14 protein-coding genes and 1 pseudogene are annotated in these 17,939 nt (G+C 54.3%); 3 read left to right on the forward strand and 12 right to left on the reverse strand.

All coding sequences use genetic code 11. The features are described 5' to 3' along the window. Nucleotides 1–13: 13 nt before the first annotated feature. From JK231_RS22480 to JK231_RS22520, 9 genes and pseudogenes are all read right to left on the reverse strand, one after another. Nucleotides 14–1,102 (reverse strand): ABC transporter substrate-binding protein, encoded by a 1,089-nt coding sequence (locus JK231_RS22480; RefSeq protein ID WP_211729578.1) that lies wholly within the window; start codon nt 1,100–1,102, stop codon nt 14–16. Between the two features lie 531 nt (nt 1,103–1,633). Next, nucleotides 1,634–2,488 (reverse strand): VOC family protein, encoded by an 855-nt coding sequence (locus tag JK231_RS22485; protein WP_211729579.1) that lies wholly within the window; start codon nt 2,486–2,488, stop codon nt 1,634–1,636. An 89-nt stretch (nt 2,489–2,577) separates the two neighbouring features. Next, nucleotides 2,578–2,856: pseudogene (locus tag JK231_RS22490) on the reverse strand (peptidase dimerization domain-containing protein); the annotation flags it as partial. A gap of 29 nt (nt 2,857–2,885) precedes the next feature. Next, nucleotides 2,886–3,989: an alkylhydroperoxidase domain protein gene (locus tag JK231_RS22495; RefSeq protein ID WP_097117838.1), complete on the reverse strand. Its 1,104-nt coding sequence runs from the start codon at nt 3,987–3,989 to the stop codon at nt 2,886–2,888. Nucleotides 3,990–4,001: 12 nt separating this feature from the next. Further along, nucleotides 4,002–5,006: a putative FMN-dependent luciferase-like monooxygenase gene (locus tag JK231_RS22500; RefSeq protein ID WP_211729581.1), complete on the reverse strand. Its 1,005-nt coding sequence runs from the start codon at nt 5,004–5,006 to the stop codon at nt 4,002–4,004. After that, complete coding sequence (locus JK231_RS22505; RefSeq protein WP_211729582.1) at nt 5,003–6,613, reverse strand: ABC transporter ATP-binding protein; 1,611 nt, start codon at nt 6,611–6,613, stop codon at nt 5,003–5,005. The genes JK231_RS22500 and JK231_RS22505 overlap by 4 nt, the downstream gene beginning before the upstream one ends. After that, nucleotides 6,610–7,467, reverse strand: coding sequence for an ABC transporter permease (locus tag JK231_RS22510; RefSeq protein WP_211729583.1), 858 nt, complete (start codon nt 7,465–7,467; stop codon nt 6,610–6,612). Before JK231_RS22510 ends, JK231_RS22505 begins: the two co-directional genes overlap by 4 nt. Beyond that, nucleotides 7,464–8,408 (reverse strand): ABC transporter permease, encoded by a 945-nt coding sequence (locus JK231_RS22515; protein ID WP_176505748.1) that lies wholly within the window; start codon nt 8,406–8,408, stop codon nt 7,464–7,466. The genes JK231_RS22510 and JK231_RS22515 overlap by 4 nt, the downstream gene beginning before the upstream one ends. Nucleotides 8,409–8,420: 12 nt before the next feature. Continuing rightward, nucleotides 8,421–10,043, reverse strand: a complete 1,623-nt coding sequence (locus JK231_RS22520) for a TIGR04028 family ABC transporter substrate-binding protein (RefSeq protein ID WP_211729584.1) — start codon at nt 10,041–10,043, stop codon at nt 8,421–8,423. Nucleotides 10,044–10,461: 418 nt separating this feature from the next. Between JK231_RS22520 and JK231_RS22525 the strand changes: the two genes are divergently transcribed. Both JK231_RS22525 and JK231_RS22530 read left to right on the forward strand, forming a co-directional pair. Beyond that, entirely contained in the window at nt 10,462–11,025 is a 564-nt protein-coding gene (locus tag JK231_RS22525; protein ID WP_211729585.1) for a TetR/AcrR family transcriptional regulator, read from the forward strand. A 349-nt stretch (nt 11,026–11,374) separates the two neighbouring features. Further along, nucleotides 11,375–12,037 carry a glutathione S-transferase gene (locus JK231_RS22530; RefSeq protein ID WP_211729586.1) on the forward strand — a complete coding sequence of 221 codons (663 nt, stop codon included), beginning with the start codon at nt 11,375–11,377 and terminating at the stop codon, nt 12,035–12,037. Between the two features lie 540 nt (nt 12,038–12,577). On the opposite strand, the gene JK231_RS22535 is transcribed toward JK231_RS22530, so the two are convergent. Both JK231_RS22535 and JK231_RS22540 read right to left on the reverse strand, forming a co-directional pair. Next, nucleotides 12,578–12,943: a hypothetical protein gene (locus tag JK231_RS22535; RefSeq protein ID WP_211729587.1), complete on the reverse strand. Its 366-nt coding sequence runs from the start codon at nt 12,941–12,943 to the stop codon at nt 12,578–12,580. Nucleotides 12,944–12,976: 33 nt separating this feature from the next. Continuing rightward, entirely contained in the window at nt 12,977–13,171 is a 195-nt protein-coding gene (locus JK231_RS22540) for a hypothetical protein (protein WP_211729588.1), read from the reverse strand. 956 nt (nt 13,172–14,127) lie between these two features. Here JK231_RS22540 and JK231_RS22545 point away from each other — a divergent pair. After that, nucleotides 14,128–15,909, forward strand: coding sequence for a GGDEF and EAL domain-containing protein (locus JK231_RS22545; protein WP_211729589.1), 1,782 nt, complete (start codon nt 14,128–14,130; stop codon nt 15,907–15,909). A 12-nt stretch (nt 15,910–15,921) separates the two neighbouring features. Here JK231_RS22545 and JK231_RS22550 read toward each other — a convergent pair whose 3' ends face one another. Then, nucleotides 15,922–17,496: a sensor domain-containing diguanylate cyclase gene (locus JK231_RS22550; RefSeq protein WP_211729590.1), complete on the reverse strand. Its 1,575-nt coding sequence runs from the start codon at nt 17,494–17,496 to the stop codon at nt 15,922–15,924. Nucleotides 17,497–17,939 lie beyond the last annotated feature (443 nt).

Raw genomic sequence — 17,939 nt, forward strand, 5'->3', positions numbered from 1 at the left:
AACGTGGGGAGCATTATTTCCCGGCGGCGGTACGCCACTGTTTAATAAATTCCAGGCGTTTTGCCGGTTCCAGATATTCCAGCAGCGATTCATCCACCGGAATCGGCTTAAGAGCATCGCCCAGCATTTTGGTCATACCGTCAATATCGTTTTTGCCTTCAATATCATTGCGCAGGGAAGGGATGTCCGCCTGATTTGCCAGGATACTCTGTCCCTTTTCTGACAATACATAATCCAGCCACAATTTAGCGGCGTTCTCATGCTCACCCTCTTCGGTGATAAACGAAACGCGAGACAGCACCAGGATATAATCTTTCGGGTAAGCGATGCCCAATGCCGGATCGTTCTTCGCTCGGGCTTCGGCATAAGAACCAAGAATATTAAAGCCAATCAAATTCTCGCCTGAAGAGACGCGCTCCATCATCGTGCCAGTCGAAGACTGTACCGTCAGACCCCCTTTCGCCATCCCCGCCAGGTTTTCTTTGTATTGCGGATCCACTTTGCTGTCCTGAACCGTCAGCATGAAACCTAATCCTGATTTTTCAATATCGTAAGTGGTCACTTTATTTTTGAATTTAGCCGGATCGGCTGCAATCATTTTAGCCAGTGCGGTGTGAGAGTCAGGCGCGGTGTCTTTTGGGATGAGTTTATTGTTGTAAATAAACACCACCGGTTCGTAGGTCGTGCCGTAAGCTTTATTTTGCCACACTGCCCATTTTGGTATTTTGCTCTGCTCAGGCGAAGCATATTCCGCCGCATATTCAGTGGCCAGCTTCAGCGCGGTATCCATGGATGAACTCCAAACCACATCACCGCTGCCGCTACCCGAGGCCTGCTCACTGATGTAACGGTTATAGAGTTCGGTACTGTTCATGTCGTTATATTCAACTCTAATGCCCGGATACAGTGTCTCAAAGCCTTTGATCAACGGGCCCGCTGCTTTGGTGTCAGTGGTTGAGTACACCACCACTTTGCCCTCTTTTGTCGCTGCATCAATGACTTTCTGATACTCAGTGGGATAACCAGCAGGTACAGCCGCAAACGCAGAAAAGGAGAGTCCTGCCAGTACAGAGGTTGTTAAAAAACGCAGAGAGGTTTTCATACAGATCCTTTTGGTTACATTTGTTACAAGAATTTAACAGTAACCCATTGCGACCCCGATGCAATCATAGTGTCAATTTTTTTCAGGATCTGTGAAGTTAGTGAGGTTATTAATCTGACGTTTAAATGGGGGGCTACTTGATTGGTGTTATAAATTAAACAAGCTTTTAAAAGGTGTTATTAATATCTACGATGGAATGATTAAATGCATGAGTGATGTTAAAATGCCCAGTGATAAAATTCATTGATGTTGTTAGGTTGAAAACCAAATAATAAAAAAGGCTGTAATGGTAAAAACACTCATCAATATGGCAATCCATTCATCAAACTGAAAAAACAAAAACGATTTCATATCATTCATACCCTCATGTTAGTGAGGGCATATTGACGTTAAAAGATTAACAGAACCTTAGGGAAGTGACGAAATGGCATAAAGGGGCAATGGATAAAGATCTTCTGATACCAGGGTTAGCCGCGATCACAGCTCAAGAGCGCTATTTAAGAGGTGCGGCCCATGGGCCGCCCGCAAAGCTCAAGCTGACTGCTGAAACCGCAGCGCCACGCCAAAGGCATGCTCAGCGCTGACAATTAGGGCGGATTCCTCTTCGTGGAACGGGATATCGCCCAGCAACAAGCTGGCTTTTACCTTGCGCAGATCTGCACTGCGCAAGCTTAACGCCGCCATGCGTGCACTGCCGTTGTAATCGGGTGGTAATCCGGCGAAACGTTGAGTGACATATCCGGCAGCCGCGAAGCGCACGGTCGCCACGCCGGCTTTTAATACGAAGGCACCTTCCTGGCAGGCGGTGAGCGCATTAGCCCCAAACAACCGACTGTAAGGTTGTGCTGCCGCCGCAGGATCCTGCGCCACCACCACAAATTCGACAATATCAGTCACGCCATTCGGATGCTGACGCCATGCATCCTGCCATACCGCGTGTGGGGTCTCGTGCTGGCAGAAGAAACTGCGCCCATTCGGCACCAGCGCCGGTCGTAACTGCACGGTGCGGAAACGTGCCTGATCCTCATTGCCATCCGGCAACTGTACCGGACGGAAGAAGCTGGCAGGCAGAGCGCCATCAATATCCTGGCTCTCAAGATAACGCCATACCGCATCGGCATCGTCGGTCTTCCACACCAACCCGCTCAGGCCAATCGGTGACTGCCACACATCCTGACGTAAACTGGCGCGCCCCGGCTCGAAGCCGAGCAGCTCAAGATAGTTATCACCAAACACGGCCAGATGGTTACTGGATCCGAGCGAATGATGGCCGCGTTCGGTGAGCTGAAACCCCAACCGACGAAACAGCGCACTGGCCTCATCTAACTGATCGGCCACGTTGATCACCACGTGATCCAGACGGGGAATCGGTACCGAAATCGCCATCGCTTTCCTCCTTGCTCTCATGGTCACCGCGCCCATGCTGACGCGTCCGGTTCGGATGCTGACAGTGGCTGCCAGTTGACGTGCGTTTCCGCGCCAAAACCGGCGGCAATGCCGGCAATCAGGGTGGTGATTTGCGTATCGGTGTGCTGATCCTGACTGCGGACGATGCCCTCGATCTCCGCTGTCTGAGGCAGCACATTCCAGCTGTTACCGGCCGTTAAGCGCGTAATACCCAGCGTCCATTGGCGATGACGACTGGGGAGTGCATAGAGCGCAGAAACGATATGGCTGCCGATCACAATCACATCAATGCCTTCATGTGGCCGTGCGGCATGCGCGCCTTTACCGGTCAGGGTGATGTGAAAACGCTGCGCGGAGTGGGTTTGCCCGGTCATGGTCATCCTTGTGAGTGTTCAGGTAAAAAAGGCTCGCCCAGCGTCAACATCAAACGGTTTGCCCAGGCAAAGAAAGCAGCGGACTGGATCACATCAAGCAGTTCCAGCGTGGTGAAGCCCTGATCGCGCAATGTCTGCACCTGTTGCAGGCTGGCGGCAGCGGGAGTGATGGAAAGCGTCGCGACCAGGTCAATCATCGCGGCCCAGCGTGGTGACTGGCCGTGTGCCAACTCTGCGCCCGGTGCAACATTCAGCAGCTTTTGCACTGCCGCATCGTCTTTTGATAACTGGCTGGCTTTACGCGCGTGGACCGAGGCGCAGAAGATGCAGCCATTCACTTTACTGACCACGGTGGCCGCCAGTTCACGTTCAGCACGCGGCAATCCGCCAGCGGTGTAAAAGATACCTTTGTCGGTCAGCGTTCGCTGTTCCAGCAGCGGCAGATGACGTGCCAGCAGGCGGAAGTAATCGGAGTCGCTGTGGCCGTTTTTCTTCAACGTAGCCTGTTCATCGGCGGTAAATTCGTTGAGCGGTTTGGCTGCCAGCCAGGGTTCCCAGCCTAACTCTTGCTGAGTAAAGGCGGTGAGGGCGTTTTGGCCACTCAACGTCAACGGTGCATCGTGCCACTTGCCAGCCACGGCGTGCGCTTGCGCGTCACTCTGCTCGCCGTTGAGCAGGCGTAAACCGGTCAGTAAACGACTCTGGAAGCTCACAAAGGCGATTAACTGTGCGAGGGTGACGATGCCACGCGGTGCCCAGCCAGCGCTTTGCAGGTTTTGAATGTGTTTGGGCGCTGCATCCACCGGGTGCAAGCTGAGCAGTTCGGCAAAGGCGTGACCGGCCGCAAAGCGAGCGTCATGTGCCTTGTTGTTCACCTGTTGCTGATAATGCGCCTGTAAGCGGGTGGCGCCGTGCCAGTCGGCGACCTGCGCGGCTAAGGCAAACCGCCATTGCAGCGGGAGATCCGCATCATCTTCACCAAACAGCACCTCATAGCTCCCTTGTGTGTGCTGAGTGGCTGCGTGGCGCTCGTTGCGTGCTAACGCGAGTTGCGATGCGGGATCGATATCCGCTAAGGCGGCCAGTAAATCAACGGGTTGAGACATCATTTTCTCCTGTTAAGCCTGTTCCAGAGCACGTAGCTCAGGGGCGATGTGATCAGCGATTAATTCAATTGAACGCAGAATGTCGGTGTGTGGCGGATCGATTGAGTGCACCTGGAAGGTGATATCGGTGACACGTTGCAAGGTTGAGTCGGCGCGCAATGACGCCAGGACGGAAGGTGCATCGCCAAAGTGCGCATCAAGCTGCCGCGCATGGCTTTCCAGCGTATGGCCAGTGATGACGTGGCCAGCAGCCTGAAACTGCTCAGCCTGGCGCCGCAATCCTGGCTCTGCGAGACGACGCGCATAGTCATTTGAATCGGCAACAAACGCGGTGCGCGAGGCGAGTATGCGCGGTGCAATACCGGCCGGTAACGCGGCCAGATAGGCATCGATCATTGGATTTTGTATCGCCTCCAGCGGCAAATCAGGCTGGCCTGGCGGACGCGGTTGCGTGCGTGACAACATCAAGCCATGGCCAGCGGCGCCGGCTCGCGCGGCACCCTCAACCGAGAATGTGGCGATCCACACGCGCTGTGCCAATGTTGGCGCGGGCGGGTAGAGATGATTATCCGGGTGCGCGAGGGTATCGCCACGCCAGGCGCTAAGCAGGGTGTGCAGCTGGTCGGCAAACACGCTGGCGCGTTGATCGATGGTCAAGCCAAAGGGCAAGAAAGAGGTTTTTGTGCCGCCCGATCCCAATCCGACTTCCAGCCGCTCATGACTGAGCAGGTCTAATACGGCGGCATCCTCTGCCACGCGCAACGCGTTTTCCATCGCCAGCGTAATAATGCCAGTGCCAAGACGGATCGTGCGGGTGTGAGCGGCCACGTGGGCGAGGAAGACCAGTGGCGCAGGCAGACCGCCTTCCTTCTCATGGAAATGATGCTGAGCGATCCAGGCGCTGTCGAATCCTAAACGTTCAGCGTGCTGGATCTGTTCGGTGGCGAGGTTATAGCGCTCTTGCGCCGATACCTCATCCAGCAGGCGGGTGAAAAAGCCAATGCGTTTACGCGTCATGCAGACTCCTTAATCAGCGGACGGATAGCAGGGATGGCGTCAATCAGTGCACGGGTATAAGTATGCTGAGGTGCGTTAAATAAGGTGACAGTGTCACCTTGCTCAACCACTTCGCCCGCCTTCAGTACGGTCACGCTGTGCGCAATGCGGCGCACCGTAGCGAGATCGTGGGTGATAAACAGATAGGTTAATCCCAGTTCCTGTTGCAGCTGTTGCAACAACTGCAGGATTTGCGCCTGTACGGTGACATCCAGTGCCGAGGTGGCTTCATCCAGCACCAGTATCGCCGGTTGCAGGATCAGTGCGCGCGCAATCGCCACGCGCTGACGTTGACCTCCGGAGAGTTCACGCGGTTTACGGGTTAGCAATTCCAGCGGCAGTGCCACTCGCTCAGCCACAGCTTCAACCCGCTGGCGACGCACATCGGCACTGAGTTTTTCGAAATTACGCAGCGGTTCTTCGATAATGGCAAACAGCGTCTGGCGCGGATCCAGTGATGCAAACGGATTCTGATACACGAACTGGATTTTGCGTCGGAGTTGGCGCAGCGCTTCACCGCGCAGCGCACTGGCATCAATGCCGTCAATCACCACGCGTCCGCTGTCAGCCTGTTCAAATCCCAGCAGAATGCGCGCCAGCGTGGTTTTACCAGAGCCAGATTCACCGACCAGTGCGTGCGTGGTGCCGCGTGGCACTGTCAGGCTGACCTGTCTGGCGACCTGTAACTGCTGCTGTTTACCGAGTGAGAACTGCTTGTTGATGGCTGAAAGCTGGATCGCGGGTGTCGAAAACTTTGCTTCAGGTGAAATCGCCAGCGCCGTGTGGTCCGGTGAAGCATCTTGCAGCAACTGGCGCGTGTAAGGGTGCTGTGGCGCATTAAACACCTGAGCGGCTGGCCCTTGTTCCTGAATCTCGCCGTGACGGAATACCAGCAACCGGTCGGCGCGTTCTGCCGCCAGCGCCAGATCGTGCGTGACAAACAACACCGCAGTGCCCGACTCACGGCGCAGCACATCCAGCAGATCCAGAATGCGTTTCTGCACCGTGACATCCAGCGCGCTGGTGGGCTCATCCGCGATGATAATTTGCGGTCGCAAGGCGAGGGCGATCGCAATCAATACCCGCTGCTTCATGCCGCCAGAAAGCTGATGCGGATACTGCGTCAGTCGCTGTTGCGGATGGCTCAACCCGACTTTTTCCAGCAGTTCCAGTACACGCTGCTGGCGCTCAGACTTGCTGATTTTCTGATGCAGTTGCAGCATCTCACCCACCTGATCGCCGATGGTTTTCACCGGGTTGAGTGAGTTGCCGGGATCCTGTGGCACCAGACTGATACTGACGCCGCGCAGGCTGTCCATACGTTTGGCTGACCAGTCGGCAATGTCGGTGCCGTTTAATACGATCTTGCCGCTGTCGCGGCGACCATTTTCGGCCAGCAGGCCAATAATCGCCTGTGCGGTGGTGGTTTTACCGGAGCCGGATTCGCCGACTAATGCTACCATTTCACCTGCCTGCAAGGTGAAGCTCACGTTGTGCACCACTTCACGCCACTGCCCGCGCTGTTGATAGCTCAGCGAAAGATTTTCTATTGCGAGTAATGCACTCATGCGTCACCTCCGGCGATCTGTTGGCTAATGCGATTCGCCGCCAGCACCACGGCCACTACCACAATGCCGGGGAAGGTGGTGAGCCACCAGGCGGTGGCCAGGTAGTTACGCCCTTCAGCAATCAGTAATCCCCATTCTGGCGTAGGTGGCGGTGTGCCATAACCCAGGAAACTGAGGGTGGAGAGTGCCAGAATCGCCTGACCAAACTGCAGTGCGGCAAAGGCAATCACCGCCGTCAGCGAGTTGGGTAAAATGTGTCGCCACAGCACCTGCCAAAAGCTGCCGCCGCTGCCGTAGGCCGCTTCGACATATTCGCTGCGCCGCACACGCACCACTTCACCACGTGCAAGGCGGGCAAAACTGGCGATGGAGGCAATCCCCACGGCCAGCGCGGCATGCACTGTGCCAAATCCCAGCAGAATCAGTACGCTGAGTGACAGCAGCAATGAGGGAATCGACAGCAGCACGTCAACCAGGCGCATCAGGGTGTTTTCCGTACGCCCGCCTACCGCGCCCGCCAATACACCCAGCGTGGTGCCGCCAATCAGACCCATCGCCACGGCGGCAAAGGCGGCGGACAGTGACTGTGAAGCACCGTAAACAATACGGGTAAACAGATCGCGGCCGAGCTGATCGGTCCCGAGCCAATACGCGGCCTGCGGCGCTAAACGTTGCGCGCCGGGCACACCTTGGGTCGGGCTGTAATGGGTCAATAACCCTGGCGCGAATGCCGCTAATAGGGCCAGCAGCATCACCGCCCAGGCCAGCCAGAGTCCGGGCTGAATCTGCCAGCTGCGTTGGGTACGTGGGGTGGCGTCGCGTTGGCGAGCGGTAGCGTAATCGACGAGACTCATCGGCTTCCTCCGGCGATAGGTTGCAAACGGGGATCGAACAGTGGCATCAGCACATCGACCAGCAGATTGATCAGGACAAAGGCCAGCGCAGAGATCATCACCACCGCCTGTAACACCGCGACATCCTGATTATTGACCGCCTGCTGCGTCAGTTGGCCGATACCGCTGAGACCAAATACGGTTTCGGTGATCAGCGCGCCGGCGATCAACTCGCCCAGCAGCAGACCGGCCACGTTGAGCACCGGCAGCAGCGCATTGCGCATTACGTGTCGCCACAGCACGCGATTGGCGCTGGCGCCTTTGGCTCGTGCCACCGCCACATAAGGCTGCGTTGAAATCTGGTCAATACTGCGCAGCAGGATTTGTGCCAGCGGCGCGGAGATCGGGATCGCCACCGTGATCACCGGCAGGATTAAACCCTGCAATGGCGACGGGTTGATCACCGGTATCCAGCGCAACTGAAACGAGAACAGCTGTATTAACGCGATGCCGAGCCAGAAGGTGGGCAGCGAGATAAACAGCGCAGGAACGGATTGCAGCAACGAACGCAGCAGACGCAGTGCGGGCAATCGAGACAGTGCCGCCAGCGCAAAGGCCAGCAGCGTGGCCAGCGCAAAACCCAGCACCGCCAGCTGCAGGGTGGCGGGCAGGTTGCTGATCAACAGATCGCTCACTGACACGCCAGCCTGTACTGAATAGCCAAAATCACCGTGCAGCATCGCCAGCAGCGTATGGAAATATTGCTGCCACAGTGGATTATCCGCGCCATAAGCCAGCCGCATCTCAGCGATCTGATCCGGGCTCAAGCCCAGATCCGGGTTCTGGAATTTAATCAGCACCGCATCGCCCGGCAGCACCTGCAGCAGCAAGAACGACAGGGTAAACGCGGCCCATAATACCAGCACGCTTTGACCCACTCTTCGCAGCAGAGAACGTTGCATCATCAGCCTGCCTTAGTGTTTTTCCAGCCACGCGCCGTAGAACGAAGGACGACCCACCGCTTCAAAGCTCACGCCTTTGAACCAGGGAGCACCCGCGAACACTTGCGGCTCTTCGAAGATCGGGATCACGTAAGCCTGAACGAGCAGATAGCGTTGGACATCGCCGCTCAGAGCCAGACGTTTAGCCGGATCCACTTCCGCCGAGATATCCACCAGCAGTGCATTCAGCTTGTCGTCGCGGAAGTTTTGCACCTTGTCGCTGGAGCCGCCTTTTTGCAGCAGCGCGTTACGGTTGGTGGGGTAGAAACTGCTTTTGATCACATCCGGATCGGCACGGCCGACTTCCGTGACGTTGAGCGGCGTTTTCAGCGGATCGAGATTATCCAGCGTGGCGCTGCCCGCATCGCCCGCTTTCACCGCTAAGGCGACGCCCACCTGACGCCACTGCTGTGCCACCAGTTGCAGCACTTCTTTGTTCTGCGGCTGTGGCAGGGATTCGTAGATGGCGAGGGCGAGCTTTTTACCTTCTTTCTCACGAATCCCATCGCTACCGACCTTCCAGCCTGCTTCATCAAGCAGCTGTTTTGCCAAGGCGGGATCGTACTTCAGCTTGTCGGCGAGGTTGACGTAACCGGCTGCAGAATGGGCAATAACCGACGTGGCCTGCGGATAGTTAGGCGAGAACAGTGTCTGCACCACTTGCTGCGCGTTGGTAGCGTGCAACAGCGCCCGGCGCACCTTCAGATCACTGACCAGCGCATTGTCAGGACGGAAGCTGATGCTGTCGTTTACACCGCGTGTGGGTGCGGCATAAATCGGGAAGTTTTGCTGCTGCGCCTGTTTTTCGTCATAGGCTTGCACCTGGCGGATAAAGTCTGCCTGGCCCGCCAACAATGCGCCGATGCGCACGCTGTCTTCCTGCGTGACGATAATTTTGATGCCATCGAGATTGGCCGGGCCTTGCTGGGCGATATTTTTCGGCCCCCACTGATAATCTTTACGCGCGGTGAGATCGACTTCACGTCCGAGTTTTTCATCACTGACCACAAACGGACCGGAGCCAATAATATGGCGTGCGTCACCCAGTTGATCGAAGCTTCGTTGCAAAGTGCTTAGAGAAACTAAGCCAGATCCGATGGTCGCGGTGCCCTGTAAAAATTCCGGAGAGGGTTTCTTGAAATAGAACTTCACCGTCAGCGGATCGATGACTTCACTGTGGTCGTAGTTATTGATCACTTCTGAAACTGGCAAGCGCAGGGCTTTATTGCCGAGGCCGTAGGTATCAAAGTTTTTGGCCACCGCGTTGGCATCCAGCGGCGTGCCATCGGAGAAGGTGACGCCCGGACGAATTTTAAAGGTATATTCGGTTTTATCGGGGTTGCTGCTCCAGCTTTCCGCAACCCAGGGTTCAACCTGCAGCGTCTTTGGATTCTGCCACGTCAGCTTATCGGTGATCTGGTTGAGGATACCGCCGTTGGGGTAGAAACCACCGGCAGGCGGATAGAGGTTGGTATGTGGCTGCTGTTCAAGATACACCAGCGTACCTCCCTTGACCGGAGTGTCCGCCGCGTGTGCGCTAAATATCCCTGTCAGCAGGGCTAAGCTTAATGCCTGCAAGTGAAAATGCTTACTCATGGTGAATTCCTTATGATTCAATAGCCCGGCGGGCGGATTTCATCATCAAATGCCGCACCCGCGAGGAGAACCAAGGAATTGCACTAAGCTTTTGCGAAAAAAATAAAATGAATGGACTTGTGGGAAATAATTAAGATTCTTCGCCGATTAAAAGTGGCGTTAACTCTCTATCATCCGGAAGTTTTATATTTATGGCTCACATCTTGAGGGCAGTTTAATAAAAGCATGTGTCGCGGTTGGGTATCATGCTGGCAAAGTCGATAGCGCTTGAATATGAATGACTTTGCGCATGATAAAACCTTAATGCGCCAAGCTAACCAGTAATGGGTAAGTAAAATCTGGTCCTGTGACGTCAAGCTGTCAATACCTACCTAGCAAATGTTAGAATTGATACCTGAGCGACCGGAGAAGAAAAATTATGAGCAAAACATCCCGTGACGAAATTCTAAGCGCCGCCCGTCTGGCGGCACAGGCGCATGGCTACACCGGCCTGAATATACGCGGATTAGCTGATGAGGTGGGCATCAAGGCTGCTAGCATTTATTACCACTTCTCCAGCAAGGCCGATCTGGGTGCGGCTGTAGCCCGGCGTTACTGGGAGGATACGGCGCATGACCTGAAAGTGCTGAGGGAAAGTGAAGGCGATGCGCTGAAAAGTTTATGCCGCTATCCTCAGATATTTCGCCGCTCCCTCGAGAGCGGCAATCGGCTATGTATGGGAAGCTTTATGTCGGCTGAGTACGATGATCTGCCACAATCGGTCAGGGATGAGGTGCAACAATTTGCTGATATTAACATCGACTGGCTGGCAGATCAGTTACTTGAGGCTGGTATTGCAGCTTCAGGAGAGAGCAGAGTCCGAGCTGGCTCCATTTTTTCTGCCGTTGCCGGCGCGCAGTTGATGGCCAGGAGCCGAAATAATCTCCAGCTTTTTGATGAGCTCGTTGAGGGCTATCGACTTGCGGGCCTGTTACCGAAGTAAAAATCAGGCGGCCAGATGCGGGCGGTTGCCGGTATCAGCAGGCGATGCCTGAATCTCCTTCAACAATCCACCCAGGCGCCCAACGTTCTGACGTAAAACGACTGGATAACGCGACCGTCGAGGGCAGTCGAGGAACATAGAGCACGTCACCCGCCCTATGCGCGGGTTGTCACTGCATCTCAATAAAATAACCTAGCCAATTGAATTAAAAATCGTTTTTAAAATTGTCACATCGAAAGTAAATAAAAAACTAACAATCGTAAGGTAGGTATTGACAGGTCTCTCATTCTGCCTCAATCTTAGCCACATAACTAACTACTGTTAGTTAGTATGAAGGAATTATCTGCTGATGAAAATCTATGACTGGTATGACGGCCCTTATCCTGCACGCGTTCGCATTGCACTTGCTGAGAAAGGACTGCTTTCTGATACAGAGTTTGTCCCTGTTAACTTATGGACAGGAGAACACAAGAAAAGCGAATTTCTTGCCCTTAACTACTCAGGCACGCTTCCCGTTCTTGAGCTGGATGACGGTACGCTTATCGCAGAGTGTACGGCCATCACGCATTATCTGGACGCTTTGAGTGCACCACGTTCTTTGACGGGCACCACTCCATCGGAACAAGGTGTTATTCATATGATGACTAAGCGCGCTGAAATTGAGTTCCTTGATGCTGTTAGCGTGTATTTCCATCACGCTACTCCGGGTTTAGGCCCTGAGGTTGAGCTCTATCAGAACCCAGAGTGGGGCAACCGCATGCGTGAAAAGGCGGTTCGGGGAATGCAGTATTTTGACCGTGTTCTGCAAACACAGCACTATGTGGCCGGCGAGCGCTTCTCAATGGCAGATATAGCGGTAATCGGAGGGATGATCTTCTCTGCGTTAGTGAACCTTCAGGTACCTTCAGAGTTCGCCGCGTTACACGAATGGTATGAGCGCATGCAGGCGAGGCCGTCCTTCCAGCAGTGGAAAGCGTTGGTCGAAGAGGAGCGCTTACGGAGAAAGGTGTAATTATTCTACCGGGGAAATCCGTTTAGCCACACTCATGGTGTGCAGTAGCTGAGACAGGACAGACCAAAATACTATGGTCATTAAACCACCCTTAGATCACGTTACTGTGCACCAATTCTGTTCGCTGTTAGCGCACAACGAACAGGGTGTTTCCTGAAAATTTCCATGCAAAATGCTTCAGGCGGACGTGCAGTTTGCATAGGCCTCAGAATGACGCGCCAGTTGACATTCTCTATGCCCCCCCATGATAAAAGGCGTCGTACCTCCGGCAGTCCGGTCTCAGACGGGGATAATCTTCCGGTGCATACCCAATGTGATTAGCCAAAGTCTGCTTGCAGTAATGGAAAATGTTTGTCATCCCTTTTAACCCCGGCTATCGGGCTTTACGGCGCGAGTGACACCAGGGCGTGATTTTGCGGCCTTAGCTTGCTGATGACGCTATGGGGCTTTCTAACCGTTTTCACGAAGGGCATGGGAACTTAACATAAAGGGTTTTATGACGTTTCATCTGAATCAGCGGCGGTCAATATCGGGCGAAACCTATGCCTCGCTGAAGTCAAACCAGTCATAAGCAGTCATGCGGATATTGTTCACTTGGCTGACCGAGCTTAGCTGATAGCGGTAATTGAACAGCGATGTCAAATATGCCCGCTGCGTCAGCCATGAAAAGAGCTGCCGGATAATCGCACTGCGCGTTTCGGGACAAGGCTCGACACGTGCGTCGCTCAGGCGAGCCCCCGCGCAGGCCATATCACGCGGGGTGAGAAAGGCTTTCCACAATGCATCCTTGCTTAACCACATCTCAAGCGTTGCCTCCGCTGCTTTACCTATCAGACAATCACCCAGCAGAATATTTGTACTGTCCAGCTGCGCCTGCCTCATTTCCTGGCCAGCGGCAATAATCACCAGGTGACATCCATAGGATCGGAGTTCTGCCGCTTAACGCTCTGCCATCAGAATCAGTTCCGGCTGTTTCTTGTATAACAGCGTCAGGCGCGCCGGAAGCCTGGCCAGATGCTCGGGATTCATGAAATCGGGCCAATCGGGCAACTGTTCTCTGGTTTCCACAATCATCTCACGGATGATCTCTTTTTTTATCTCTGCTGGAGTCCATCCATGTTGAGTGGTCTGCATAATATTTATCACCCCCCTCATTAGGGTAAACCGCACAAGATTGATTTCATCGCCTCATCGCCGCGTGAGTGATGGGATACTCCCTTGGCCATGAGGCAAAAGATCTTACCGTGAACATGAAAATATAACGTGGGGTCTGCATCAGAAAAAAAGACAACCATCATGCCGGCTTACGTATCACTAAAATAGCCATGTGCGTGTCCCTGATAATTTAATGAAAGGTTGACAGGCCTGAAAATTGAAAACGTCATACGTGTGGCATTGTTGCGCCTGTCAAAGAAACAAATTTTTTCGCAATGCTCGAAATGGCGCGTAATATTGACAATATCCTTACAATATATTTATCTCATACTTTCTTCCAGATGATTCGCCCAGTCAGAACGGCAGTCAAATTTTCGAGTAGACCATTTTTAATCTCTTTCGCACGAGCCGATTCAGCTTCTGTTGAGGATAAGTCTTATGGCTTGCTCGTGGTTTGGCACAAGTGTCATCAGCGACCCACCCGTTTCGCTGCCGGGCGAGAGAGGAGCACTGGCCGTCGATGAGCCATAGTGATTCAGTCATTGGATCCTGTTCCGGATCACAAAGCAAGGGAGGGTAAGATAAGTCACTCACGGTATTAGGTTTCCCAGGTGTCGTTATTTGATAAAATAAGAATCATTATCGATTATTGTTTTGCACGCTTTATTGAAGTCTGCGCGTCATTTAACTAAATTCAGTATGGCAGATGTGAGGGAAAAAACTCATGCTGCACGATGAAATAAAAAAATCGTTATGCACAAAAATATTCGCTAAAGAAAATAAAACTGACATCTGGACAAATTGCGCCTATAGTCAGCGCAAGAAGAACGTTGTCAGTTAATTCTCCCTTCCCAGAAATTGCTTTTCATAGGGTTCGTTACCGTACATTTTATTATTTTATTTCGCACCGGACCCAGGTCGGGGCGGAGGAGACTATGCTGATGAATCTTAACGGTGACGAAGATCGCCGTGCGCGGGCGCTGAAGGCGCTACGCAGTCCCGATGAGTACCGCGACGACGTGCTGCGCAAGTTTGTGCGGCTGGCGAGTCAGGCGCTCGGCATCCCCGGCAGTTTTATATCCGTGCTGGACGACGAGCACCAGCACGTGCAGGCCGCCCATAACTTCACGCTCACGCAGTCCTCTCGCGAGGATGCCCTCTGCCGGCACGCGGTGGACAGCGACAGCACGGTGGTGGTGCCTGACACCTTACTGGACGCCCGCTTTGAAACGCATCCCCTCATTATTGGCGCCCCTCACATACGATTTTATGCCGGCGCGCCCCTGAAGAATAAAGAGGGGATCGTGCTCGGCACGCTCTGCGTCACTGACACTGCCCCGCATTCGTTTAGCGCAGAGCAGGTCACCACCCTGAAGCTGCTGGCCGCGCTGGTCATGTCGTTCCTGGAAGCGTGGCATTCTGCCGGTTTTGCCGATCCCGTCACCGGCCTTCCTAACCGTCAGCGGCTCATTCGCGACCTGCAGTATCTGGCCGTATCCGGTGATCAGACACCCCGCCGATTGGTGCTGATTGACTGCATTAATATGCCGCGCGCCTACGAGCTTGCCCGTTCAATGGGCATGGGGCCGGTAGAGAATTTGCTCAGGGACATGGCCACACTGCTGCCGCTGCGTCTGAGACCGGCGCCCGGCGAGCTGTTCTATACCGTAGCCACCGGACGATTTGCTGTTCTGACACGTGACGATAGCCCGCTCAGCGCAGATTGGGTGGCACAGCGTCTGGAGGGGATTAGCGCCGATCTAGGTGACGGTATTGCCGTCGCGCTCAGTACCCACACCGGCGAAGTGACGTTTAACCCAGGCGAGCTTCCGGCACAGGAATCACTGCGCCGTGCGGTGAGCGCGCTTCACGAGGCGATTGCAGGCGGGGTGCCCTCAATGCGCTTCAGTCAGGCATCCGATGCCCGGCACACCCAGGACTTCACCCTGATGAACAACCTAGCCTCCGCGCTTCGGCAGAATACAGGGCTTTGGCTGGCCTATCAGCCAAAAATCTGCCTGCACAGTGGCCTGCCGGTGGGGCTTGAGGCGCTGGTGCGCTGGCGGCATCCGTTACACGGTGAGCTCTCCCCGGCACTGTTTGTGCCATTAGCAGAGAAGACCGAACTGCTGAGTGAACTGACGGCATGGGTCACGGATCGTGCCATTGATCGCCTTACACGGTTACGTAACAGTGGTATTCAGCTGCCCGTTACCGTGAACGTCAGTAGTCGGGACTTTGCTTCCGGGGACTTTGCCAACGCGCTGGAGATGAAGATGAGCAGGGCGAAACTGCCCACCTCGCTGCTGGGCATTGAGTGTCTGGAAACCGAGAGTATTATCGAAAATCCGGCGGCCATGCGTGGGCTGGAGATGCTCAGATTGCGAGGATTCGGCATCTCTCTTGACGATTTTGGTGCCGGCTACAGTAACGTCAGTTACCTGAAGCGCATGCCGCTCGACGTCATCAAGCTTGACCGTACGCTCATCAACGAAATTTCTTCCGATACGGCTTCGCGTATCATCGCACGCAGCATTATTTCTATGCTGAAAGATCTGGACTATACCGTACTGGCCGAAGGTATCGAAGATGCGGCCACCGCTCAGGCCCTGACAGAGTATGGCTGCGACCAGGCGCAGGGCTTTTTCTATTCCCGGCCCTTGCCAGAAGCGGAGCTTGATGAATGGCTTTCCTGGAAACTACGTAGTCAGTGCTAATCGAGCCCGAAATCAGGCGGTCGGGTCGTAGCGTCTGAAACTTTCTGTCCCGGCGATAATCACCGTATTGCGACCTGCTCCCTTTGCCTCATAAAGGGCTTCATCGGCCCGACGCAGCATCCGGTCACGCTTTCCACCGCAATCTGCCAACGCAGCAACCCCGGCCGAAACGGTTATGGCGCCAGCGTGCCTGAAGGTCGTGTTGATGACGAGTGCCCGGATACGCTCCGCCATCCGGGCAGCATCTTCCAGATGTGTCTGCGGCAACAGAAGAATAAATTCCTCGCCGCCGAAACGGCTGACCACGTCCCCGTTACGGCAGGCCTGTTGTAATAGCCCGGCCAGCCTCACCAGTACCGAATCGCCCGCATCGTGTCCGTAACTGTCATTAATCTTTTTAAAGTGGTCGATATCAATCGCAATCACGCACTGGCCGGCGTCATTAGCGCACCTTTCTGCCAACAGGGTAAAGCCCCGACGGTTGCAGAGCCCCGTCAGTGGATCGGTCATGGCCTCGTCGCTGAGCGTTGACATGCGGTCGGCGACAACCTGGCGATGCTCCTCAACCGCCTGCTTAAGGCGGTCGGCTTCATAATACCAGGCCTCAACTGACGCCAGCGAAGCATCAATGCCATCCCTCTGTACCATCCCGGCCAGCTTCTCCAGGGGAGCGGCAATACGTCCGGCCAGCAGTGTCACAACGGCGACCGTCAGGACAATGATGGCCAACAGGAACCAGAGCGCGTTTTTAGCGGTGCTGACCAGAATATGCCGAACCGTTTCAGAGGCCCCCGCAATAAAAATGTTCCAGTCCGTTTTGTGCAGGCTGGCGTATCCAATAGTGAAAGCCTGTCCTTCCGATTTCGTGCTGAACCGGCCGCTGTCTGTTGAGGAAAGCTGCTTTTTAAGCGAGGGATTGAGCCGCATTTTTGTTCCTACGCGGGCCGGATCCTGGCTGAAGATGATAAGGCCGTCATTGCTGACGACGCTAACACTGGCGTTGCGGGAGTTAAAATGCTGACTCATGATATCACTGAGCATGCTCTGCTTTTTGAGGTAAATGGTGCCACCAATGAAGCCCAGATAACGCCCGTCCGCCGTAAACAGAGGCTGCGAGAGAAATACAACATAGTTACCGGCTGCAGAAGTAAAGGGCGCAGTGATAAACGATTTCTGTGTGGCAATGGCCTGGCGGCTTGCGTCAGAATGCAGCTTAACACCTACGAAGCTCAGACTCTCCGGTGAGGTGGCCTCAATTACGCCCTCGCGGTTAACCACAAATACTGAGTTGAAGAAACCGGGGTGTAGCCGGAGCCGATCAGTTTCTGACCGGAGCCGGTTCAGATCGGTCAGGCCCTTGATCTGCGAAGCGCTCCAGGCCAGTTCACGTTGCGCCGTACCCAGAAAACCATCGATAGTTTCGGCAAGCTTGCGCGCGTAAGCAATGTTGCTTTCAAGCAGGCTGTCCTCAATATTGGCCTTCTGAAAAATCAGCAGTGAGCCGAGCAGCAGGAAAGTGGCAAGGATAACTCCGCCCACGGAATGTAAGATGAGCAGTGTGCGGAGGCGAATTTTTTTTAACAGCATGACATCGGGGCCCACTTAAAGTGTCATAAGAGCGTAGCGAAGGTGCCTGGAGCAATTTGAGTAAAAGCCCGTTTAACGTTCAAAAGACGCCTGGCAGCATCACCGGGCTTCCGTAACAATGGCCGCAGGGGGATAAAGGGTGAATCGGGGCTGGGGCATCTGAACTGGTTTACGCAAAGGGTGGCATCAAGCAACGTCCGCGCCATATCTTTCCATGCGTTAACTTCAGTGCTTAGTTACAGCTGTTTTCTACAGGCTCGGAGGAGCATGCGTCCAGCCTTACTTAACCCAGCCAGACGCCTGCATTCACATATTCAGGTAGTTAATTGCGTAACTTTTATTGAGTGATGTAATGGTACCAGGTTTGATTGCACATTCATATTTTTTGTGGCGACCATAAGCAAATAATATGACTGTAGCCCATTAAAGATTCAACAATGAAA

The organism is Pantoea sp. JGM49 (assembly GCF_018257655.1).
GTDB lineage: Bacteria > Pseudomonadota > Gammaproteobacteria > Enterobacterales > Enterobacteriaceae > Pantoea > Pantoea communis.